This is a genomic window from Pseudolactococcus chungangensis CAU 28 = DSM 22330, assembly GCF_002441885.1.
In the GTDB taxonomy this organism is placed as follows: Bacteria; Bacillota; Bacilli; order Lactobacillales; family Streptococcaceae; genus Pseudolactococcus; species Pseudolactococcus chungangensis.
This window is the reverse complement of record NZ_JXJT01000005.1, coordinates 36500-59433: the sequence shown is the minus strand read 5'-3', so window position 1 is coordinate 59433 and position 22934 is coordinate 36500. Positions and strand designations below refer to the sequence as shown.

The following is a 22934-nucleotide window of genomic DNA, read 5'->3' as shown; positions in this document are numbered from 1 at the left end:
TTCAATATGACGTCTGTCATGAATTCTCTGAGATGTAAGCGCTCAACAACACCAGTTATATTCATTCTAACAAAAAAAAGCAGATTTCTCCACTTTTTATTCAGCTCTCTTGCTGTATCTTTGATGACGATTTAAGTATCGTAATCGGTAATAGATTCTGATAATATGCAAATAGAGTCTTAGTTTTTAAAGCTATGAATCGGTGCTGGAATATGACCACCACGGGAGATGAAGGCAGCAGATGATTCTTTATGGACTGGCATGACTGGTGCCGTCCCAAGCAAGCCACCAAATTCAATCTGTTCACCGACCTTGCCTTTGGGAATAACACGTACAGCAGTTGTCTTCATATTAATTACACCAATTGCTGCTTCATCTGCAATCATAGCAGAGATCGTGCTGGCAGGTGTGTCGCCTGGTACAGCAATCATGTCCAAGCCGACACTACAAATCGCAGTCATTGCTTCAAGTTTTTCAAGATTGAGCACGCCAGCATTAACCGCTGCAATCATGCCTTCATCTTCAGAAACTGGAATGAAGGCACCTGAGAGACCGCCAACTTGGTTACAGGCCATAACGCCACCCTTTTTGACTTGGTCATTCAAAAGTGCAAGTGCCGCAGTCGTCCCATGTGTCCCGACCATCTCAAGACCCATTTCTTCTAAAATACGTGCAACAGAGTCACCAACCGCAGGTGTTGGCGCAAGAGATAAATCGACAATGCCAAACTCTACACCTAAACGCTCAGATGCCATTTTACCGACAAGTTGTCCCATGCGTGTGACTTTGAAAGCCGTTTTCTTAACCACTTCAGCGACAACATCAAACGACTCCCCTCGAACTTTTTCAAGGGCACGTTTCACGACACCAGGACCTGAAACACCAACATTAATGACCACATCAGCTTCACCAACACCATGGAAAGCACCCGCCATGAATGGATTGTCTTCAACAGCATTGGCAAAGACAACAAGTTTAGCACAGCTCATATCATCCAATTTAGCAGCTTCAACAATGATCTCACCGATATCTCGGACAGCATCCATGTTAATCCCTGTTTTTGTTGAGCCAACATTGACCGAACTACAAACATAATCAGTCGCCGCAAGGGCTTTAGGCAATGAATCAATGAGAATCTTATCGCCTTTTTGATAGCCTTTTTGGGCGAGCGCTGTGAACCCACCAATGAAGTCAATGCCAATTTCTTTCGCAGCACGATCAAGTGCCAAGGCAAACGGTGTGTAATCAGTCGCATCAGTTGCTGCACCGATAATAGCGATTGGCGTTACGCTAACTCGTTTATTGATGATAGGAATACCGAGTTCATCACCAATCTCATCACCAATTTTCACAAGATCTTTTGCCTTAGTAGTAATCTTTTGATAAATCTTTTCACAGGCACGATCGATATCACTATCAATACAATCCAAAAGGGAAATCCCCATTGTAATCGTTCGAATATCTAGATTTTCTTCTTCGATCATGCGAATTGTTTCAAGAATTTGATTTTGTTTCACTTCATTAACCTTTCTGTTATTTTAATCGTTTCATACGACTAAAAATTAAAGTTGGTGCATCGCCTCAAAAATGGCTTCATTCATGATTTTAATATCAACTTTCAAACTTTCACCTAGTGCTTCAAGATTTGTCTTCACTTCTGGGAATGCTTCAGTTGCTTCAATTTCAACCACCATGTTCATGGTAAAAAAGCCATCCATAATCGTTTGTGAAATGTCGATAATGTTTACATCAAGTTCTGTCAAACGTGTTGACACTCCTGCTACAATACCTGTTCTGTCTTGTCCGATAACTGTCACAATTGCGCGCATTTGATTCTCCTTATTTGTACTTCAAGCTATTGAGACGACTATTTTGAAACCCAGAAAATGTTTGATTCACCAAAACGACATGTTTCATACGGATAAATCAGCTATTTCTTAGGAATTCGGTAGTCAATACTCTGTCCCTATCTATTTTTTGATATAATAGTTAGTAATATTATATCACAAAAAACGCCATAATTTTTAGAAAATTTTGTCTTTTAGGCTTTTAGGATAGAGGAAAACAATGACCTTCAAAACATTTCTTAATTTCACGCGCATTCAGACCTTACCTGCTGCGCTTCTATCACCGATTGCCGGTGTCATTTTCGCACTATATACCTTCAATAGCTTTCATTTTCTACCAACTCTTCTATTTTTCATCGGACTTATCGCGATTAATCTATTTGTCAGTGCTTGGAATAATCTAATGGATTACAAAAAAGCACTCGACCCAGAATATAAAACTCGCGAAAACATCTTATCAACACGTAACATCTCGCCTAGTCTGGCACTCAAAATTTGTTTAACGCTACTTGCTATTGACCTAATTGTCGGAATTGCTGTCGTACTGACAACCAACATCGCCATTTTACCCATTGGCGCGCTTTGCTTTATCATTGCTATTTTCTATACATTTGGTCCCTTCGCATTCTCTCGGTTTCCACTAGGTGAGGTGCTAGCTGGTTTTGCTGAAGGACTTTGTGGTTTCTTCTTCGGCATCTACATTAATGCTTTCGACGCTAAATTCTTCACCGCCCATTTTCATCAATGGTTGCTGACTTTTAACATCGATTTCGCGACGCTCATACCCATTGGCCTAGTGGGGATGATGTGTTTCTGTATGAATTTTAATGTCATGCTCGCTGATAATATCTGCGACTTGGCGCAAGATGAAAAAAATGGTCGTTTGACCTTGCCACATTTTATTGGTGTTCATAACGCTTTAAAATTATTTGTTAGCATGTATGGCTTGGCTTGTTTCATTGTTTTGGTAGCCGTGATTACGGGTGTACTACCTAAAACGACGCTGCTCATGAGTTTGGTCTCACCTTTCATTATCCGAAATGTCAATCAATTCCTGAAAAAACAGGATAAAAGTCAAACTTTCATCCTGTCTGTTCATAATTTGATGATTTATAATGGTGCTCTGGCTGTTACGATTGCTTTGGGATTGATTTGGGGATAAAATATTTTAGTGAAAAGCATTTGTTTGGTGACATGCTTTTTATTTTGGTTTGCATTTCATTTGTAGATTAAATTTTAAGTCGTACGCTATCAAATTTCATTTGTAAGTAAATTTTAGATTGAAATCAGCTATAATTAATTTACAAATGAAATTGAGGTGCTTAATCTGATTTCTCGTCCTAAATATCTAAAAAGAATTTTACCTTTTATTGATACTGAGTTGATAAAAGTCATCCCTGGCGTTCGAAGATCTGGAAAATCTTTTTTACTTGAAGCCATTCGTGACTATATCCTTGCTCAAAATAAGGATAACCATACCAATTGAAATCAACTTTGGAAAGCTAAAATTTGAACCACTTCTAGATTACCATGCTTAGTACTTCTACTACAACCGTAAAAAACTATATTGATGCTGAGATTGATGCTTAATTTTATATCCCTGTTCGTAGATATGATCTGCAAGGCAAGAAGTTACTTAAAACACAAGAAAAAATCTACGCCGTTGATCATGGACTAAGGCAAGCGCTCCTAGGGAGAAATGCGCAAGATATTGAGCTTATCCTAGAAAATATCGTCCTGCTAGAGCTGAAATCACGTAGCTATACTGTCACTGTTGGTAGTACAAATGACCTAGAAATTGACTTTATAGCTGAGAAAGTTGTCAATCATCAGTTGGAAAAAATCTATATTCGGGTCAGCTATTTGCTTAGCAGTGCTGAAACTGCTAAGCGTGAGTTTGCCTCTTTAGAGTCTGTTAATGATAGTTTTCCTAAACTTGTCTTGACGCTTGACCCTTTGCAGCGGGGGAATGATAAGGGGATTCGGCATTTGAGTTTGGTGGACTGGATTTTGGGGATAGAGAATTAAGTTAAAAAATGTCATACTATTTCTATAAAAATGATAAATAATATAAAAAATGGCTCAACAAAAAACGTTGAGCTATTTCAAGTTATTTACTGCTAATCAAATACTTATACAACTTATAATCAATCGCCTCTATAAATTTTAGGTGCATTTCAACAACTGATTTCGTTTTACCATCATTTGTTGGTTTATGAAGTTCTTTTATTGAGTCTAGCAGTGGTTCTACTTCACCAAGATAATAAAAATCAGTTCCTTCGTCATCCGATTTTTTGATAAAGATATGCATATTTAAATCCGCATTATCATAATTTAAAATCGCTTTCACTTCGGGAGAGCGCATGTTTCTAGGCGCTTTAGTGTACCACTTCAATAAATTTGTGGAAAGAAGTTCATCTTCATATGCCATCATAGCACCACTGAACGCTTCCCCTTTTTCCAAAGTGATAAAAATAGGAAATTCATTATCTTTTCGTATATACCCACCAATATTTTGAGCAATTTGCTGTTTATCCCAATTCAAAAGTCGAATGACATCTCCTCTACGATACTTTTGATACAATGTAAAAACTCTACTTTTATCAAAAGTTTCACTTTTAATAAAGCTTGCAGATAACAAATCTCCTAACAGTATTTTGAAATATGAATTATTCAAAAGCGCTTTTTTCATACCTACTGACAATCTTATATTTTCACCAACTTCAATCAATTCAGCCCCACTGTAAGTTTTAGAAGTTTCACCTGAAAAGAAGTCCAGATCCAGTGTATTTAAAACAGAATCAATTGTTTTTTCTTGCGCATCCAAGCCATTATTTTGGAATAAATCTTTAATTTCTTTTCTAGTAAACTCTCTTCCCTTAACCATTTCCGATAACAATAATATATCTTGCTTACGAATTCCTGTTAAAAGCTCTCTAGAAATAAACATCAAATATTTATTCTCTAGTTCTGAAATTTCTCCTTGAGCATCCCTATTTTTCACTAAAAAATCATAATAGGTCTTTATATTAGAAACTTTTCCGCTAACAATGAGATAGGGATCAATAGATTTTTGTTCTATAAAATCCACTAATAATGGCACACGATTTAAACGATTTTTAAGTTTAGAATATGCATCTTTAATAGATTTCATACTATCTAATTTGACATCATCAATCGCCTTAAATATACGTTCTTTAGCAATCGCTTCAAAATTAATAGACGAAATACCTGTAATATAATTTGTATCAAAAGTATCTTTTCTTAATGAATCTTTATTGTAGCTCATATCTCCCGATAAAGCCATCGGAATCATATAATTATTTTTATAATTCCCTATAAAATCAATAATTGTCACATAATCCTTTGAATCATGTTTACGCAGACCACGACCAAGTTGCTGAACAAAAATAATGCTTGATTGAGTACTTCTTAGCATAATAATTTGATTGACTGATGGAATATCAATTCCTTCGTTAAATATATCAACTGTGAATATATAATCTAACTCACCATTTTCCAGTGCTTCAACCACTTGTTCTCTTTTTATGATTGAATCTTCACCAGAAAGATAGGCAGTATAAAAACCACGATTATTGAATATCTCAGAAAGCTGCTTTGCTTCTTCTTTTCTTGAACAAAAAACTAACCCTCTGATTTTATAACGAGATACACCATAATATTGAATTTTTTCAATGATAAAATTGACGCGCTCCTCAGCTACCAAATTTTCAAAATTTGTCGTTTCCTCAATTACAACACCATCCTTTTCATAGTCAGTGACACCAAAATAATGAAATGGACAAAGCAAATCTTCTTGCAAAGCTTCTTGTAACCGAATTTCATAAGCAATATTATAATCAAATAATTCAAATATATTGAAATTATCAGTTCGCTCAGGTGTCGCTGTCATACCCATCAAAAATTTTGGCGTAAAATAGTCAATTACCTTATGATAGCTGACTGCGCCAGCTTTGTGAACTTCATCAATCAATATATAATCAAAAGCATTTTTTGAAAACAACTCAAGTATTTCTGGTTTTGAAATCGTTTGAACCGTCGCAAATAAATATTTTGCAGAAATATCTTTTGAATTTCCTGATAATATACCAAAATCTTCGCCAGCTCCGCCTAAAACTTTCTTAAAGGTTTTAAGTGCTGATTTTAAAATCTGTTCCCTGTGCACAATAAAAAGCATCTTTGAAGGATTGACCTGCTGCACATCAAAAGCTGATAAATAGGTCTTTCCTGTTCCGGTAGCTGAAATGACTAACCCTTTCCCCTTCCCATCACTTCTTAGCTTTGCCAAATTTTCAAGAGCTTTTTCCTGCATCGTATTTGGACGTGCTATCGAGTAAATTGCCCCCTCATCCTCTATATTTGGAACAATTTTTTCTCTATTGGGTTCTTGCCAACTTTTAGCGTATCTTTCTACCCAATTTTCAGTTAGTGGTAAAGACTCGTTCCATAGCTTTTCTAGCTCTTTCTTTGATTCACGTAACACTTCGCCATTTTCAAGGCTTGTTAATCGAACGTTCCATTCAATATTTTTCTTTAATGCGTTTGCAGTCAAATTGGAACTCCCAATTATTAGGGAATGATAGCCTTTTTGCTCAAATAAGTACCCCTTAACATGAAAACCTTCTTTTTCAACAATCCTGACATCAATATTTCTAATCTCTAGTAAACTACGAAAAACATCTGGATGATTAAACCCCAGATAATCACTCGTAATTAATCGACCACGTATGCCCTTACTCGCCAAGTCAGCAAAATGAGTTTTCAAAAAACATAATCCCGATTGCGTTACGAAGGCAACTGAAATAAAAAAATCTGTACATGTATCAAGCTCATCTTGCAAAGCATTTTGAGCAAATAAATGCTGTTCTTGATTATTTGTAATTAATCTATGTTGATGTGACTGAGATGTTTCTAGTTTATAGTCAATAAATGCCTTTTTTATTGCACTCTCTATCAATTTCACAATGAAACCTTCCTAATTATAGACTTTCCATTAGTCTGAGTTTAGATACTGTTGGCATATCTGCTGCTGCCCATTCAATTTGTTCTAATTCATCTTGCTTCAACCATTTAATTGCAATATGCTCTGTTAAAGTTGGCTCCCCTTTTTTAATATGGCAAATAAAGGTTGTTAGATTGACGACTCCAAATTCATATTCATAGCTCGTCGAAACAAACTCTTCCAGATTATCAGAGATATCAAATAAAAGTTCCTCCTGAATTTCTCTTTTTAATGCTTGAATAGGCGTTTCACCGCTTTCAATCTTGCCGCCTGGAAATTCCCAAAAGCCTGCCAAACTTTTATCATAGCCACGTTGTGCACATAAAATTTTACCATTTTTTACAATAATTGCACCAACAACATTGATCTGTTTTTTCATTAAATACGATATCCTTTGCGACATATTTTTAGTACTCATTTTATCATGTAATTTTAATACATCCTGATACTTAAAATTATTATATCATGAAATACACCTCAAAATAATGTTTAGATTTGCTATTATAAAAAATGCTCATAAGATATCCCCTAACATGATTTTTATGACCATACTAAAAAGTTTATCCAACAAAAGGATAAACTTTTTTAAATTCACACAACAGGCGCAAACTCCCCAATCAAAGCCTCGGCACATTTCAAGCCATCAATGGCAGCTGAAACAATTCCACCTGCAAAGCCAGCACCTTCACCACTTGGATAGATACCTTTAGTTGAGACAGATTGAAAACTGTCTTCATCTCGATTAATCCGTAACGGCGACGACGAACGCGATTCAACGCCTGTCATCACGGCATCTGCCATAGCAAAGCCATGTAGTTTTTTATCCAATCCCGTCAGGGCTTCTCTTAAAGCTTCTGTGACATAGCCAGGAAATAGTGCCGACAAATCAGTTGGCTTAACGCCTAAAGAATAGCTTGGTGTCACACTTGCCATTGCAGTTGATGGTTGTTTTTTGAGGAAATCTCCGACTAGTTGGGCTGGTGCTTGATAGGTGCTACCACCTAACTCAAAGGCTTTCTGCTCTAACGCTCGTTGAAAGGCAATACCTGCTAGAGGATGATCGCTACCAAAATCTTCCGGGAAGACTTGGACTAAAAGCCCGCTGTTGGCATTGTTTTGATTCCTTGCGTGTTCACTCATGCCATTGGTCACGAGATGTCCTGCCTCTGATGCTGATGCGACGACAAGACCACCTGGGCACATGCAAAAGGTGTAAACGCCTCGGCCGTTGCTGGCCTTGTAGGTCAAGCGATATTCCGCAGCACCAAGTCTGGGATGCCCGGCGAACTCCTTATACTGGGCACGATTGACGACTTCTTGCGGGTGTTCCACGCGAACACCAACTGCAAAAGGCTTAGCCGTCATCTTCACGCCGTCTGCATAGAGCTCGCTAAACGTATCACGCGCGCTATGACCAATCGCTAAAATCGCCTGTTCCGTCGCAATTTTTTCACCTGTCGTCAGAACCAAGCCTTGCAGCTGACCATCCGAAATCTTGAAATTTTTAACCTGCGTCTTAAACCGCACCTCGCCACCCAGCGCGATGATTTCCTTGCGGATATTTTTCACGATATCACGCAACAAATCCGTTCCGACATGCGGATGCGCCTTGTAGAGAATTTCCTCCGGCGCGCCAGCATTGACGAACTCCGTCAGCACCTTTCGACCACGCAAATCTTTGACACGGCTGGTCAACTTCCCATCCGAAAACGTCCCTGCGCCACCCTCGCCAAACTGCACGTTCGACTGAGGATTCAACTCTCCTTTGGTCCAAAATGCGTCTATGGATTTAACACGGTCATCGACGGCTTCGCCGCGTTCCAGAACGAGTGGCTTGTACCCCATTTGCGCAAGGAGGAGTGCAGCATACATGCCAGCCGGTCCAAAACCGATAACGACTGGTCGGTGTGACATTTTCTTAGTCCCAATTTTGAGATTTTTGTAAGTCAAATCCGGTGAGGGTGCCACATTTTTATACTTGCCGGTCAAAAATTTGCTTTCGTCTTTGAGCTTTACATCTACCGTATAAATAAAGTTGATTTCACCACGTTTTCTGGCATCAATGGATTCCTTGTAAATTCTGAAATCCAGAATATCAGTCGGGCGAATTTTCAATTTTTTAGCTACTTGATTTTTGACCGCTGACATCTCGTCATGGATTGAAATTTTGATTTGTGTGATTCTTAGCATAGGTCTCTTTTCATTAATCAGTTAATTCGAACGTCATGACGACTGGATTGTGGTCACTTGATTTAAAATCATTTTGAACGGTCTGGATGTTCAAGCTCTTGATATTTTCTGATACCAAAAAGCCATCAATCACGCCCAATGTAGAATGGTCACCATAAGCCGTCCCATTGCTACGGACTGAAGGCGCATTCGTCGGTGCAACGATCCGCATCTTATGAGATAATTTAGCCGTCGGAAATGGTTTCATCCAGGTCAGTTCAGGATGCGCCTCACCCGATAACACATGGTTATAATCCCCACCACAAATCACATAATCTCCAGCATCAGCATGTGCTTTCATGTTATCGAAAAGCTTGGTTAACTGCGCAGCCTGAATCACTTCATCTTTGATAAAAGCAGATAAATGGACATTATATATGAAGAGTTTCTTACCATTGTCGACAGCTACTTCACTCACACTAAAGGCACGGTCAAGGTCGAAAAACTTATTGAAATTCGTCTCTATCGGTAAGCTATAACGTGTGGCTTGGGTCATCTGACCTTTGGATAATGTCAGCAGACCTGATTTGGCTTTACCAATCGGCTGAGTGACAGGATAAAACAAATAGGCAGAATGATAGTTGCTAGCAAAACTACTATTGTATTCAGGATTTTTAGTCCTGAAGAAGTTTGGCTGGTCTACTTTAAATGATCGATCACCTTCGTAGTCAACTTCTTGTAGATTAATAAAGTCAGGATTTTCAGACGTTAAAAGACGATGATCCTCTGTTAAATTTGCTAGGACATCTGCCTTTGAGCGCGCACGGACTTCCTTGCCACCATCCATAAAGAAGGTGTAGTCAGCAGGATAGGCACCATAACCAATGTTAAAGGTCATGATTTTATAGGCTTGATTGGCTGAAATTTGTTTTGAGTGCTCTACCTTTTTAATAGACAAGGTCTGCTTGTCAGGTAGACGGTTATACTGCAGGTAGACGTAGGCAATGTAAATACCTACAATCAAAATCAGCAGTACAAGCAAACTTAAAATAATTTTTATCATGTTTCTCATCCCTTTATTATACTAAAAAATCAGTGATTATGCGTGATTGCTTTATATCATAGCACAAAAAAACGCTTCAAGCGCTTCTTTTTAATATTTTCTAAATCGTTGATAGCGGGCTTCAACTAGCTCGTCAAGTGTCAAATGAGACAAGGTATCGAGCTCTGTGATTAAAGCTGCTTTCAAGATGTCAATTGTGTTTTCTTCTGAGATAATCTTGTCAATTACGCCATTTTTCAGTAAATCTTTAGACGTGATTTTCAAAAGTTCAGCCGCTTCAGATGCACGTGATGAATCTTTCCAAAGAATCGTCGCAAAACCTTCTGGCGATAAAATGCTATACATAGCATTTTCTAGCATCCAAACACGGTCAGCAACTGCTAAAGCCAACGCCCCACCAGAGCCGCCCTCACCATTGATAATGGCAATAATCGGCACTTTAAGGTCACTCATCTCTAGCAAATTGCGCGCAATCGCTTCACCTTGACCACGTTCTTCCGCACCAGAGCCAGGAAAAGCACCTGCCGTATTAATGAAGGTGATGATTGGCCGACCGAATTTTTCAGCCTGCTTCATCAAACGCAAAGCCTTGCGATAACCTTCCGGATGCGGTTGACCAAAATTACGGTCAAGGTTATCTTGCAAGCCCTTGCCCTTTTGAATCCCGACAATGGTCACTGGACGTCCAGCAAGACTAGCAATACCACCAAGAATAGCCCCATCATCTCTGAAATTGCGGTCACCGTGAAATTCGATAAAGTCATCGAAAATCTGTGTCGCATAGTCAAGCGTCGTCAAACGGTCTTGACTCCGTGCCAACTGGACAATTTTATTTGCACTATCAGCCATTTGATTGTCCTCCTATTTCACGTGTATGCAATTTCAAAATTTGACCGATTGTCGTCGCAAGTTCTGTGCGTTTGACAATCTTATCAACAAACCCATGTGCTTGCAAAAATTCAGCCTTTTGGAAATCGTCTGGTAAGTTTTCACGCACTGTTTGCTCAATCACACGTCGTCCTGCGAAACCGATAAGGGTCTGAGGCTCAGCCAAGATAATATCACCTAGCATGGCAAATGATGCTGTCACACCACCCGTTGTTGGGTCTGTTAATACTGTTAGGTATAACAACCCCGCATTAGAATGGCGCTTAACGGCTGCAGATATCTTAGCCATTTGCATCAGGCTCATGATCCCCTCTTGCATGCGTGCGCCACCAGAGGCTGTAAAAACGACAACGGGCAATTTTTCAGTTGTCGCGTACTCAAACAAGCGAGTAATTTTCTCGCCAACAACCATACCCATCGATGCCATGATAAAGTTTGAATCCATGATAGCAAGAGCTATTTTTTGACCTTTAATCTTAGCAGTACCAGTCAAGACGGCTTCATCAAGACCTGTTTTAGCTTTAACAGCTGCTAATTTATCCAGATAACCTGGAAAATTAAGCGGGTCAGTCGTCTCAATACCTGTAAACAATTCAGAAAATGTATCTGCATCTGCTGTAAGGTTCAAACGTTCCTGCGCTGAAATTCTAAAGTTATAACAACAAAACGGACAGACTTTCTCTTGCCCTAAATCTTTTGTATAAATCGTATGTTTACAGCTTGGACATTTTGCGAAGAGTTCATCTGGTACTTCTGGTGTAGGATTTTGCTCATTGTGACGCGAACGGTTAGGATTGATGCGAATGTATTTACTTTTTTTCTTAAATAAAGCCATAGTCTTCTATCAATCCTCTTTTTTTAAGTAATTAGGTAAAAATGTTTCACCCAAAAAGGCTGTGTCATAATCACCTGCGATGACATGACGGTCAGAAATCAAATCGAGTTGGAATTCAGCATTGGTCTTAACGCCTTCAACTTCAAGTTCAAAAAGTGCACGTTGCATTTTCATCAAAGCTTCGAAACGGTTTTCACCATGAACGATGATTTTAGCAATCATACTATCATAGAAAGGTGGAATCGTATAACCTTGATACATAGCCGAATCAACCCTTAAGCCAACACCACCAGAGGGCAAATACAAGTCCGTAATTTTACCTGGACTTGGCGCAAAATTGAACTTAGGATTTTCAGCGTTAATCCGACATTCGATGGCATGACCTCTGATTTTGATATCATCTTGCGTGATATCAAGTGCCTCACCTGCTGCAATCTTGATTTGGTTCTTAACGATATCAACATTAGTCACAAATTCAGTAACTGGATGTTCCACCTGAATACGTGTATTCATTTCCATGAAATAGAAATTACCAGTTGATTCGTCCAATAAGAACTCAATCGTCCCAGCGTTTTCATAGCCAACATGTTTAGCCGCAGCAACTGCTGCTGCACCAATTTTTTCACGTAAAGTATGACCAATTGCAATTGATGGCGCTTCTTCAAGCACTTTTTGATTATTACGCTGCAAGGAACAATCACGTTCACCTAAATGGACAACATGACCTTGCTCATCAGCTAAAATTTGAACCTCAATATGGCGTGCAGGATAAATCACACGTTCCATATACATGGCACCATTACCAAAAGCAGCTTGCGCCTCAGCTTGAGCAGAAGAGAAATTCGGAAGTAATTCTTCTTGTGAATTAACTTTACGAATGCCTTTACCACCACCACCAGCCGATGCTTTAAGCATCACCGGATAGCCAATTTTTTGTGCGACTTCCAGAGCTTGCGTGGCATCATAAACTTCACCATCAGAACCTGGAATGACTGGCACATTAGCAGCAATCATTTGCGCGCGGGCATTGATTTTATCGCCCATTGTATCCATAACTTTAGCGGAAGGTCCGATAAATTTGACACCAACTTCTTCACAAAGATTGGCGAATTTTGAGTTTTCACTCAAAAAACCAAAGCCCGGATGAATAGCCTCTGCCTGTAAGGTGACAGCAGCTGAAATAATTTGGTGCATGTTCAGGTATGAATCAGTCGCTTTAGCAGGGCCAATACAAACCGCTTCATCTGCTAACAAAGTATGCAAAGCTTCACGGTCAGCCTCAGAATAAACAGCAACAGTTTGAATGCCTAATTCGCGTGCCGCACGAATAATCCGTACCGCAATTTCACCACGATTGGCGATTAATATTTTTTTAAACATATCATTTCTCTTTTATTAACGCCATGATGGCTTATTTATTTCTTTTTTACTTGTTTGTAACCTTTACTCACCAATCGCGAATGTCAAAGTGCCTTTAGCTGCTAACTTCCCATCAACCGTTGCTTTGGCTTCAACAACTGCGATTGGACCACGACGTTTAATGAATTTCGCATTTAAAATCAACTGATCACCAGGGACCACTTGTTTCTTAAATTTCACGCCATCCATGCCAGCGTAAAAGACCAATTTACCTTTGTTTTCAGGTTTAGATAATTCCAAAACACCAGCAGCTTGTGCCAAAGCTTCCATAATCAGGACACCTGGCATGACTGGATAGTCAGGAAAATGACCGTTAAAAAAAGGTTCATTAATGGTCACATTTTTAAGCGCTGTAATCTCATTTTCATCATGTGAGATGACACGGTCAACGAGTAACATGGGATAACGATGTGGCAACGCTTCTTTAATCTGATTAATATCAATCATTTGATGCGTACCAGTTCCTCTCCGTATTCGACCATGGCCTCAGCTTGGACCAAAATTTCAGTCACGATACCGTCACGCGGTGCAGGAATCTCATTCATAACTTTCATAGCTTCAATAATCAGCAAAGTCTGACCTTTTTTAACCGCATCGCCAACAGCGATAAAGTCTGATTTATCAGGCGCTGGCTTGAGATAAGCCACACCCACTAAGGGACTCGTCACAACATCCCCTTCTGCAATGGCTGCAGGTGCTGCTTCAGGTTCTGAAACTTTAGCTGGTACAGACACTTCAGCACTCAGAGCTGGTGTATTTTCTGTTGTAACAAGTGGCATAGCTGATGATGGTGTTACTGTTCCATTATTTTTAGAAAATGCCAGAGTAAACTCATTTGTTGTGTAAGAAAATTCACGTAATGATGAGCCATCGAATTGGCTGATTAAATCTTTTACTTCGTTTATTTGAATAGACATATGTTTTATTCACCCTCCCATTTTTTAAGGGCAATGACAGCATTATGACCACCAAAACCGAGTGAATTTGAGATGGCATATTTGATGTCGTGTTGTTTTCCTTGACCCAATACAACGTTGATGACTGACGTATTTTCATCCAATTCAGTTGTACCAGCGTTCACTGGTGCATATTGATTGAGGATGGCTTGCAGGGTCGCAACGGCTTCGATACCGCCAGCGCCCCCAAGGGCGTGACCTGTCAAGGCTTTAGTTGAAGAAACAAGGACATTTTCATCATCGCCGAAGACAGTATGAATGGCAAGTGCTTCACCTTTTTCATTGGCTTGCGTTGATGTGCCATGTGCATTGATGTAGCCAACGTCGCTAGGTTGAATGCCTGCTTCTTCAAGGGCAAGTTGCATGGCTTTAGCCGCACCATAACCGTCAGGAAGTGGTGTCGTCATATGGTGGGCATCATTTGTTGAGCCGTAACCGACGATTTCAGCCAAGATGTTAGCACCACGCGATTGTGCGTGTTCTAAGCTCTCAAGTACCAAAATACCAGAACCTTCACCCAAAACAAAGCCAGAACGGTCTTTGTCAAAAGGAATTGAGGCACGTTTCGGGTCAGTTTCAGTTGTCAAGGCAGTCAAGTTTGCAAAACCAGCCACACCGAATTCACAAATCGCCGCTTCAGTACCACCAGCTAACATCACATCAGCATAACCATGTTTGATTTCACGGAAGGCTGATCCTATGGCATTTGTACCTGCCGCACAGGCAGTCACTTCAGCACGGCTCACACCGTTTGCTTTAACACGCAAGGCCACATTACCTGTCGCCATATTAGCGATTGAAAGCGGCACGAAAAGCGGTGCCACACGTTTAGGACCACGTGTCGCAAGGCGTCCACCCTGTTCTTGAATCACCGGTAAACCACCGATACCAGAACCGATGATTGCACCAAAGCGATCATGGTTGAAATCTGTATCTTCTGGATTAATACCAGCCATACTCAAAGCTTCAAGCGCTGTATAAACAGCATAGAGACTAAAAGTATCCATGCGTTTTTTATCTTTGTGCACGAAATATTTATCAAAAGGAAAATCTTTAACCTCACCAGCAACGCTAATCCCAGTCGCTGTCGCATCAAATTTTTTGATGGTATCAATTCCGCTGTTGCCAGCTTCAAGATTTGTCCAAAATTCTTCAGGGGTGTTACCAATCGGCGATGTAATGCCATAACCTGTAATAACGACACGATTTGTCATGTGACTTACTCCTCATTTATATATAGATAAGCGCTCAGAATGCTGGTATTAAATTAACGCATTTCAAAGCCCATTTTATTCTTAAATTTATTGCATGACCATGCCACCGTCAATGGCAATGGTTTGACCTGTGATGTATTCTTGAGTTGCAACAAACAAAGCAGCCGTTGCGATTTCCTCTACGCTACCAAAACGTTTCATCGGAATTTGTGCTTTCATGGCGTCTTTCACTTTATCGGATAAGACAGCGGTCATATCACTTTCGATAAAACCTGGCGCAATGGCATTGACTCGAATGTTACGACTTGCGACTTCGCGTGCAACAGATTTAGTCAGACCGATTAACCCAGCTTTAGATGCTGCGTAGTTAGCTTGTCCTACATTACCCATTAAACCAACAACAGAGGTCATGTTGATAATCGCACCTTGGCGTGCTTTTGTCATTGGTTTCAAGACAGCTTGTGTCATGTTAAAAGCACCCGTCAGGTTAATCTTAAGCACACGCTCAAAATCATCCATTGTCATTTTCAACATCAGTTTATCTGCTGTGATACCCGCATTATTAATCAAAACATCAACACTACCAAGCGCTTCAGTCGCTTCTTGAATCATGCGCTTAGCATCTTCAGCATCACTGACATCACCAGAAATACCTATGACTTGCACATCGTACTGGTCAAATTCGCCAATCAGTTCTGAAGTAATATCAGAACGACCATTAAGCACAAGATTTGCACCATTTGCAGCAAAGTGATGGGCGATAGCAAGACCAATCCCACGTGTTGAGCCTGTGATAAAGACATTTTTATTTGTAATTTCCATTATTTATTTCTCCAAAATTGTCTGTATACTCATTTAAGTAAAGAAAGTGTGCAACGTTTTTGAGATGTTTTTTTGTCAATTCGGTCAACGACTAGCGGTAAAACCACTAAGCCACGTTATCCATAGCTTTTCCGTAAGTCGCTGACGCGACAACTTCAATACCAGAGGCGACAAGTCTAAGTGATAGAACCACCAAAGCACGTAGTACATGGCTACTTATCTAAGCGTTAAAGCGCAAAGATAGTTGAAAGCAATGCTTTCAATTGACCAATAGAGGCAACATTAATTGCCATAAGCCAAACGAAGAAGTGACGGAAAATAGCCAAAAACGTTCGCTTTATTTACTTAATTGCGTGTAACGTCGTCACATCTTCGACATGTGTGATACTAACCGTTTTATCAATTTTCTTCACAAAACCTGATAAAATTTTACCTGGTCCGATTTCGATAAACTCTGTCACGCCCATGCTAATCATCATTTCGACAGAGTCGTAAAACTTAACAGGTTCCATGACTTGACGCGTTAACAGAGCCTTGATGTCATCAAATGCCATTACTTGTGCAGTTGTGTTAGAAATCAATGGTTTTTCAAAAGGTTTGAATGCCACTGTTTCTAGTTCAACTGCTAATTTTTCAGATGCTGGTTTAAGCAAGGCTGTATGGAAAGGGCCTGAAACCTTCAAAGGAATCATCCGTTTCACACCTGCTGCTGTTAAAAGTTCAACAGCAGCATCAACAGCAGCTACTTCTCCACCGATGACAATTTGTCCTGGCGTGTTATAGTTAGCAGGGCTCACAATTCCCTTGACCTTAAATGAGGCTTGTTGGCAAGCCATCTCAATCACGTCAGCCGCTGTATTCATGACTGCAACCATTTTACCCGAACCGGTCGGTGCTGCTTCGGCCATGTACTGACCGCGTTTGGCGATAAGTTTCACGGCATCGGCAAATGGTAAGCTGCCACTTGCGACAAGTGCTGAATACTCGCCTAATGAAAGGCCTGCGACCACATCATAAGTGATATGGTGGGCATCAAGCAAACGTAAAATGGCAACAGATGTCGTCAAAATCGCTGGCTGTGTATATTTTGTTTCACCTAATTTATCAGCATCATGATCAATCAGCTCACGTAAATCGTAGCCAAGAATATCAGATGCTTCATCATAAGTTGCTTTGACAATGTCGAAATTGTCATATAAATCGCGTGCCATACCTAATTTTTGGGCACCTTGACCCGCAAATAAAAGACCCGTTTTTGTCATGCTATACTCCAATAATTACTGTGTTTTGCTAACTGTTGATGTCATAATCATGACTATCATCAACAGTCGGTCTATATTATATTTTTAATCCAACCATTTCGCAGAGGCTCTAATTTCTGCTTGGAAACCATGGTACAAGTCTAAGATAATCTCTTCAACGGTTTCTTCTTTACGAACAAGACCGGCAATTTGACCTGCCATGACCGAACCATTGTCAACGTCACCGTGAATGACTGAGGCTGGTAATTTACCAGCGCCCATTTCCTCAAAGATACTTAAATCAGGATCAACTTGTTTGAAGGCAGCCATTTCTGCAGCATCAAAGTCTTTTGTCAATTGATTTTTAATGGCGCGAACGGCATGACCAAAATGACTAGCCGAAATGACCGTCGAAATATCTTTTGCTTTCAAAACTTTGTCTTTATAGTTTTGATGTGCATTTGATTCTTTGGCTACGATAAAACGTGTACCGACTTGGACTGCCTCAGCACCCAACATAAAACCGGCTGCCATACCTTTTCCATCAGCGATACCACCTGCTGCAATAACAGGTAAATCAACAGCATCAGAGACCTGACGAACAAGCGTCATCGTCGTTAATTGACCGATATGACCGCCTGCTTCCATGCCTTCAGCAACAATAGCATCTACGCCAATTCGCGCCATTGATTTAGCTTGAGCAACACTTGCGACAACTGGAATGACAATCATACCTGCTGCTTTGAAGCGCTCCATATATTTTTTAGGAGAGCCTGCGCCAGTCGTTACGACTTTGACCCCTTCTTCAATGACAAGATCAACGATTTCTTCAACAAAAGGTGAGTGCAGCATGATGTTCACAGCAAAAGGTTTGTCCGTAATTTCTCGGATACGTTGGATATGGCCTTTAATCACGTCTTTAGGTGCATTACCACCACCGATGATGCCAAAGCCCCCTGCTTTTGAAACAGCACCAGCTAAGTCACCATCAGCAATCCAGGCCATACCACCTTGGAAGATTGGATATTCAATGTTCAATAGTTCAGTAATTTTAGTTTTCATCTTTTATTTATTTTTTGTTTTTTTAAAATAGTTTGATAATCAAACTATAGGGATAAAAATTTTGAGAACGTGTGACACGCTCTCAGAATTTTTATGGATTATTCAGCAATTTTAGCATCTACGAATTTGACCAAGTCACCAACAGTGTTAAGGCCATCTTCAGTTTCGATTGCGATATCGTATTCATCTTCAATTTCGTTGATGATTTGGAAGATGTCAAGTGAATCAGCATCAAGTGATTCAAATGATGTTTCAAGCGTGATTTCGCTTGCGTCTTTACCGAGTTCTTCAACGATAATTTCTTGAACTTTTTCAAATACTGCCATGATTAAATCTCCGTTTTTCTATATATAGATGTGGGACAAGTCACGCATATAGCGAGAGTTGTCCTTGCAATAAGATTACTTAAATTTTAACAACAAGTGTGCCCCATGTCAAGCCACCACCAAAACCAGTTAAAACAAGTTTTTGTGAACCGTCTAATTTAAAGGTACCCGCATCAACCGCTTCAGATAGAAGAATTGGAATACTAGCTGCACTTGTATTACCGTATTCCTGCATATTTTGCAGGAATTTATGGCGCTCAGTTTTGATTTTGCGTGCCATTTTATCTAAAATTCTTGAATTAGCTTGATGTAAAAGTAGATAATCAATATCATCTGGACTTAGTTCAGCTTTTTCGAGACTTTCTAAAATATTTTTTGGCACATCTCGGACAGCAAAATCAAAAATCGCACGACCATCCATTTTCAAAAACAGGTCATCTTCTGACTCAGATTTTGAAAAGGGCGAATTAGCATGTGTCAGATTACTGGTCAAACTCATGCCACGATTGCCGTCAGATTTCAATGACTCTGCTAAAATTAACGGCGTATCTGATGATGCCTGGAGTAAAACACCCCCTGCACCATCACCGAACAAAACACTTGTCGAGCGGTCTGACCAGTCGACGATTTTTGACAAGACTTCAGCACCGATAACGATACCATTGTGGTAGGCACCACTTGCAATCAATTTATCAGCAACCGATAAGGCATAGACAAAGCCACTACAAGCTGCTGTTAAATCAAAAGCAAAGGCTTTACTTGCTCCTATTTTAGCCTGAACAAGGCTAGCAGTACTAGGCATATTACCATCAGGTGAAACCGTTGCGACGATAATAAAGTCAAGATCTTCAGCTGCTAATGATGCTTTTTTAAGCAATTGTTGCGCAACATTACTGGCTAAATCGGATGTATTTTCATCTCGAACGATATGACGTCTTCTAATCCCTGTTCGGGATGAAATCCATTCATCAGATGTCTCCATGATTTGACTTAAATCATCATTTGTCACGACTTGCTCTGGTGCATAGTGTGCAGTTGCCGTTAATTTGGCAAAAGTCATTTAATTTCCTCCAAAAATGTGTGAAGATTTTCCAGACCTGTTTGTAAAATTTTCACTGAATCATCTGGTAGGTCTGCAACAAAGCGCTTGACCATTTCACGGTGAAACTTACGATGTAAGCGATAGAGCAGACGACCTCGTCTAGACAAAGACACATTAACAACGCGCCTGTCATGCTCACTGCGGTAACGTTTAACGTAGCCTTTCTTCTCCAGTCGATTAAGCGACACGGTCACCGTACCCACCGTCAACATTAAGTCTTTAGCAATATCACTTGGTGTCGTCATTTTAGCTTCACCAATGCTGTCAATCGTATGCATCTCCTTAATAGACACATCTGAAAAACGAGATGTCCGTAAGGTTGCCTCCTCAATAATCAAAACATTGTTAAAAATATGAGTGAGATATTTATTTATTTTTGTATAATCTACCACCAACCATAGTCCCTTTCACGAATATCGTTTTGATTTTCAAGTTGTTTGACTATCAAATTATATCAGGATATGTTTTGACTGTCAAGATAAATTTTTTTAAAATAAATAGTTTGACAATCAAGCAAGTTTTGTTAAAATAAGTTATATGGTTTAGGTTATCTAGTTATCAAAACCATGAAAAAAATTAATAATGATTATATCTAAATGATTATATCTATAAGAGGAAGAATAATGAAACTACCAGAACTTAAAATAGGCGACTTGACAGCAAAAATCCCTGTCATCCAAGGTGGTATGGGGATTGGCATTTCCCTAAATAGACTGGCAGGTACTGTTGCTGCTGAGGGTGGGATTGGTATTTTATCAACCGCCCAAATCGGTTTCCAAGAAGAAAATTTTCAACGTGCTTCTGTTAGAACTAACCTGCAAACAATCAAAAAACAATTAGACAAAGCTCGTAGTTTTGCTAAAGGCGGTATTCTCGGTTTCAACGTTATGGTGGCAAGTTTCCGTTATGATGATGTTGTCAGAGCGACAGTCGAAGCTGGTGCTGATGTGATTATCTCTGGTGCTGGTCTACCAATGAACTTACCTGATTTAGTTGGTGATGCTAAGACAAAGATTGCACCAATTGTATCATCTGTTAAAGCTGCCAAACTTATTTTACGAAATTGGGCTAAAAAATATAACCGAACTGCTGACTTCATCGTGATTGAAGGCCCTAAAGCTGGTGGTCACCTCGGTTTTAAAGCGGATCAAATCGATGAAGCTATTCTAGGCATGGACGATGAGGTCGTTAAAATCATCGCACATGTTAAAGAATACGAAGAAAAATTCAATATGAAAATTCCTGTGATTTTCGCTGGTGGGGTTTGGGATCGTTCTGACATCGACCATTATATGGGGCTTGGTTGTTCTGGTGTTCAAATGGCAACTCGTTTCATTGGAACAAAGGAATGTGATGCACCAGATGACTTTAAAGACCGTTTCTTAAAAGCAACCAAAGATGATATTCATTTGACGACATCCCCTGTTGGTTTACCAGGTCGTGCTATTGACAATAAATTTACTGAAACCATTACCAACGGTGTCGCAGCCTATAAGGCGCAAGCAGCGCCTAAAACGCCAATTATTCCGATTGCTAAATGTTTGAACTGCTTGCAGCATAAACTCTGTGACCGCAAGACGATTCCATACTGTATCAGTGAAGCTTTACTGAACTCTGTGGAGCATAATACGGATATGGGCTTGATTTTCTCTGGAACCAATGGTTATCGTATTAATGAAATCACGACAGTTAAAGCGATTTTTGATGAGATTACGGTATAAGGACATCTCTAAGAACCCAGATTTGCCACTTTTGGTTAAATTTTCCTATTGCATCGTTATTGCATTGCACTAGAAAAATTTAGCTCAAAAGTCATCACAAGCAATTTTTATAGATATCCTTAATTGAAAATCTGACAGGTTTGTTCGCAAACTTGTCTTTTTTTACCCTTTGTCTAAATCTTTAAAATTTGCTAAAATAAGACTGACACTAATCTACAAAATAGAAGAATATATGGAGATGCTCATGACAACTTTACAAGCCAATTTCTACGGTCACACTTATGATAATCCGTTTATGAACGCTTCTGGCGTGCATTGTATGACGACGACAGAACTCGATGCACTCGCAGATTCTGCAGCTGGTTCATTTGTAACCAAGTCTGCGACGGCAGAAGCGCGCGAGGGTAACCCTGAGCCACGCTATGTCAATGTTGATCTAGGGAGTATTAATTCTATGGGACTACCAAATCTAGGTTTGGATTACTACCTTGACTATGCGATTAAGCGCCAAGCCAGTCATCCAGACCAACCTTTTGTGATGAGTGTCGCTTCTTATCAAGGCTTTGATGAATATGTGGCCAACATGCGTAAAATTCAAGAAAGTGACTATACTGGATTGGTTGAGTTGAATCTATCTTGCCCTAACGTCCCTGGCAAGCCACAGATGGCCTATGATTTTGAAGATACAGACAGACTTTTGACTGAAATCTTTGCCTTCTATACAAAACCTTTTGGGGTGAAATTACCGCCTTATTTTGATATCATGCACTTTGATAAAATTGCGGCTGTCCTCAATCAATTTGACCTCAAATTTGTCAACTGTATCAATTCTATAGGTAACGGTTTGTATATTGATGAAGTCACTGACACAGTTGTCATTAAGCCTAAGGGTGGTTTTGGCGGTATCGGTGGTGAATATGTCAAACCTACTGCCCTTGCCAATGTCCGTGCTTTAAAACAACGCTTGAATCCAAGTATCGAAATCATTGGTACTGGAGGGATCTTAACTGGGCGTGATGCCTACGAACATTTGCTTTGTGGGGCTTCTATGCTTCAAGTTGGAACGCAGCTTGAAAAGGAAGGACTTGGGGTCTTTGAGCGTTTAACTGCTGAGTTACTAGAGATTTTAGAATCGAAAGGCTATGCGTCGATTGCTGAGTTTAAGGGTAAACTTGGGACTTTGGATTAAAAATAATGCATACAAAAAAATAAGTTCCTCCCATCTATTAGCCTTTTGCTAATCAGA

22 protein-coding genes are annotated in these 22934 nt (G+C 39.7%); 4 read left to right on the top strand and 18 right to left on the bottom strand.

Annotated elements, in window-relative coordinates:
* Positions 1-179: 179 nt before the first annotated feature.
* The gene (locus RR45_RS03635) at positions 180-1517 is read right to left on the bottom strand and encodes a PFL family protein (RefSeq protein ID WP_072353574.1); all 1338 of its coding nucleotides are present in this window, start codon (positions 1515-1517) and stop codon (positions 180-182) included.
* Positions 1518-1562: 45 nt separating this feature from the next.
* Positions 1563-1829: an ACT domain-containing protein gene (locus tag RR45_RS03630; RefSeq protein ID WP_031365900.1), complete on the bottom strand. Its 267-nt coding sequence runs from the start codon at positions 1827-1829 to the stop codon at positions 1563-1565.
* Positions 1830-2067: 238 nt separating this feature from the next.
* Here RR45_RS03630 and RR45_RS03625 point away from each other — a divergent pair, with 238 nt between their 5' ends.
* Positions 2068-3009: a UbiA family prenyltransferase gene (locus tag RR45_RS03625; RefSeq protein ID WP_031365901.1), complete on the top strand. Its 942-nt coding sequence runs from the start codon at positions 2068-2070 to the stop codon at positions 3007-3009.
* A gap of 671 nt (positions 3010-3680) precedes the next feature.
* Positions 3681-3875, top strand: a complete 195-nt coding sequence (locus tag RR45_RS11415; RefSeq protein WP_072353573.1) for a hypothetical protein — start codon at positions 3681-3683, stop codon at positions 3873-3875.
* Between the two features lie 82 nt (positions 3876-3957).
* Here RR45_RS11415 and RR45_RS03615 read toward each other — a convergent pair whose 3' ends face one another.
* The 16 genes from RR45_RS03615 to fabT all read right to left on the bottom strand — a co-directional run bounded on the left by RR45_RS03615 (position 3958) and on the right by fabT (position 20362).
* On the bottom strand, positions 3958-6831 hold the full coding sequence (locus RR45_RS03615) for a DEAD/DEAH box helicase (protein ID WP_031365903.1): 2874 nt from the start codon (positions 6829-6831) through the stop codon (positions 3958-3960).
* 16 nt (positions 6832-6847) lie between these two features.
* Complete coding sequence (locus RR45_RS03610; RefSeq protein ID WP_031365904.1) at positions 6848-7249, bottom strand: (deoxy)nucleoside triphosphate pyrophosphohydrolase; 402 nt, start codon at positions 7247-7249, stop codon at positions 6848-6850.
* Positions 7250-7461: 212 nt separating this feature from the next.
* Complete coding sequence (locus RR45_RS03605; RefSeq protein WP_031365905.1) at positions 7462-9060, bottom strand: NAD(P)/FAD-dependent oxidoreductase; 1599 nt, start codon at positions 9058-9060, stop codon at positions 7462-7464.
* 13 nt (positions 9061-9073) lie between these two features.
* Positions 9074-10102 (bottom strand): endonuclease/exonuclease/phosphatase family protein, encoded by a 1029-nt coding sequence (locus RR45_RS03600; protein WP_096823151.1) that lies wholly within the window; start codon positions 10100-10102, stop codon positions 9074-9076.
* Between the two features lie 90 nt (positions 10103-10192).
* Positions 10193-10951: an acetyl-CoA carboxylase carboxyl transferase subunit alpha gene (locus RR45_RS03595; protein ID WP_031365907.1), complete on the bottom strand. Its 759-nt coding sequence runs from the start codon at positions 10949-10951 to the stop codon at positions 10193-10195.
* Complete coding sequence (gene accD, locus RR45_RS03590) at positions 10944-11825, bottom strand: acetyl-CoA carboxylase, carboxyltransferase subunit beta (RefSeq protein ID WP_031365908.1); 882 nt, start codon at positions 11823-11825, stop codon at positions 10944-10946. Before accD ends, RR45_RS03595 begins: the two co-directional genes overlap by 8 nt.
* Positions 11826-11834: 9 nt before the next feature.
* Positions 11835-13205: an acetyl-CoA carboxylase biotin carboxylase subunit gene (gene accC / locus RR45_RS03585; RefSeq protein ID WP_031365909.1), complete on the bottom strand. Its 1371-nt coding sequence runs from the start codon at positions 13203-13205 to the stop codon at positions 11835-11837.
* 63 nt (positions 13206-13268) lie between these two features.
* A complete protein-coding gene (gene fabZ / locus RR45_RS03580; RefSeq protein WP_031365910.1) occupies positions 13269-13691 on the bottom strand; it encodes a 3-hydroxyacyl-ACP dehydratase FabZ in 423 nt (140 codons plus the stop codon).
* A complete protein-coding gene (gene accB, locus RR45_RS03575; RefSeq protein WP_031365911.1) occupies positions 13688-14155 on the bottom strand; it encodes an acetyl-CoA carboxylase biotin carboxyl carrier protein in 468 nt (155 codons plus the stop codon). Before accB ends, fabZ begins: the two co-directional genes overlap by 4 nt.
* Before the next feature lie 11 nt (positions 14156-14166).
* Entirely contained in the window at positions 14167-15414 is a 1248-nt protein-coding gene (gene fabF, locus RR45_RS03570; protein WP_031365912.1) for a beta-ketoacyl-ACP synthase II, read from the bottom strand.
* 87 nt (positions 15415-15501) lie between these two features.
* Positions 15502-16236, bottom strand: a complete 735-nt coding sequence (gene fabG / locus RR45_RS03565) for a 3-oxoacyl-[acyl-carrier-protein] reductase (RefSeq protein WP_031365913.1) — start codon at positions 16234-16236, stop codon at positions 15502-15504.
* 341 nt (positions 16237-16577) lie between these two features.
* On the bottom strand, positions 16578-17498 hold the full coding sequence (fabD, locus tag RR45_RS03560; protein ID WP_031365914.1) for an ACP S-malonyltransferase: 921 nt from the start codon (positions 17496-17498) through the stop codon (positions 16578-16580).
* A gap of 84 nt (positions 17499-17582) precedes the next feature.
* Positions 17583-18539, bottom strand: coding sequence for an enoyl-[acyl-carrier-protein] reductase FabK (fabK, locus tag RR45_RS03555; protein ID WP_031365915.1), 957 nt, complete (start codon positions 18537-18539; stop codon positions 17583-17585).
* Positions 18540-18637: 98 nt separating this feature from the next.
* Positions 18638-18865, bottom strand: coding sequence for an acyl carrier protein (locus RR45_RS03550; protein WP_004260973.1), 228 nt, complete (start codon positions 18863-18865; stop codon positions 18638-18640).
* A gap of 79 nt (positions 18866-18944) precedes the next feature.
* Entirely contained in the window at positions 18945-19925 is a 981-nt protein-coding gene (locus tag RR45_RS03545) for a beta-ketoacyl-ACP synthase III (RefSeq protein ID WP_031365916.1), read from the bottom strand.
* Positions 19922-20362 carry a fatty acid biosynthesis transcriptional regulator FabT gene (gene fabT / locus RR45_RS03540; protein WP_031365917.1) on the bottom strand — a complete coding sequence of 147 codons (441 nt, stop codon included), beginning with the start codon at positions 20360-20362 and terminating at the stop codon, positions 19922-19924. The genes RR45_RS03545 and fabT overlap by 4 nt, the downstream gene beginning before the upstream one ends.
* A gap of 228 nt (positions 20363-20590) precedes the next feature.
* Here fabT and RR45_RS03535 point away from each other — a divergent pair, with 228 nt between their 5' ends.
* Positions 20591-21688: an NAD(P)H-dependent flavin oxidoreductase gene (locus RR45_RS03535; protein WP_031365918.1), complete on the top strand. Its 1098-nt coding sequence runs from the start codon at positions 20591-20593 to the stop codon at positions 21686-21688.
* Between the two features lie 244 nt (positions 21689-21932).
* Positions 21933-22877 carry a dihydroorotate oxidase gene (locus RR45_RS03530; RefSeq protein ID WP_031365919.1) on the top strand — a complete coding sequence of 315 codons (945 nt, stop codon included), beginning with the start codon at positions 21933-21935 and terminating at the stop codon, positions 22875-22877.
* Positions 22878-22934: the final 57 nt, after the last annotated feature.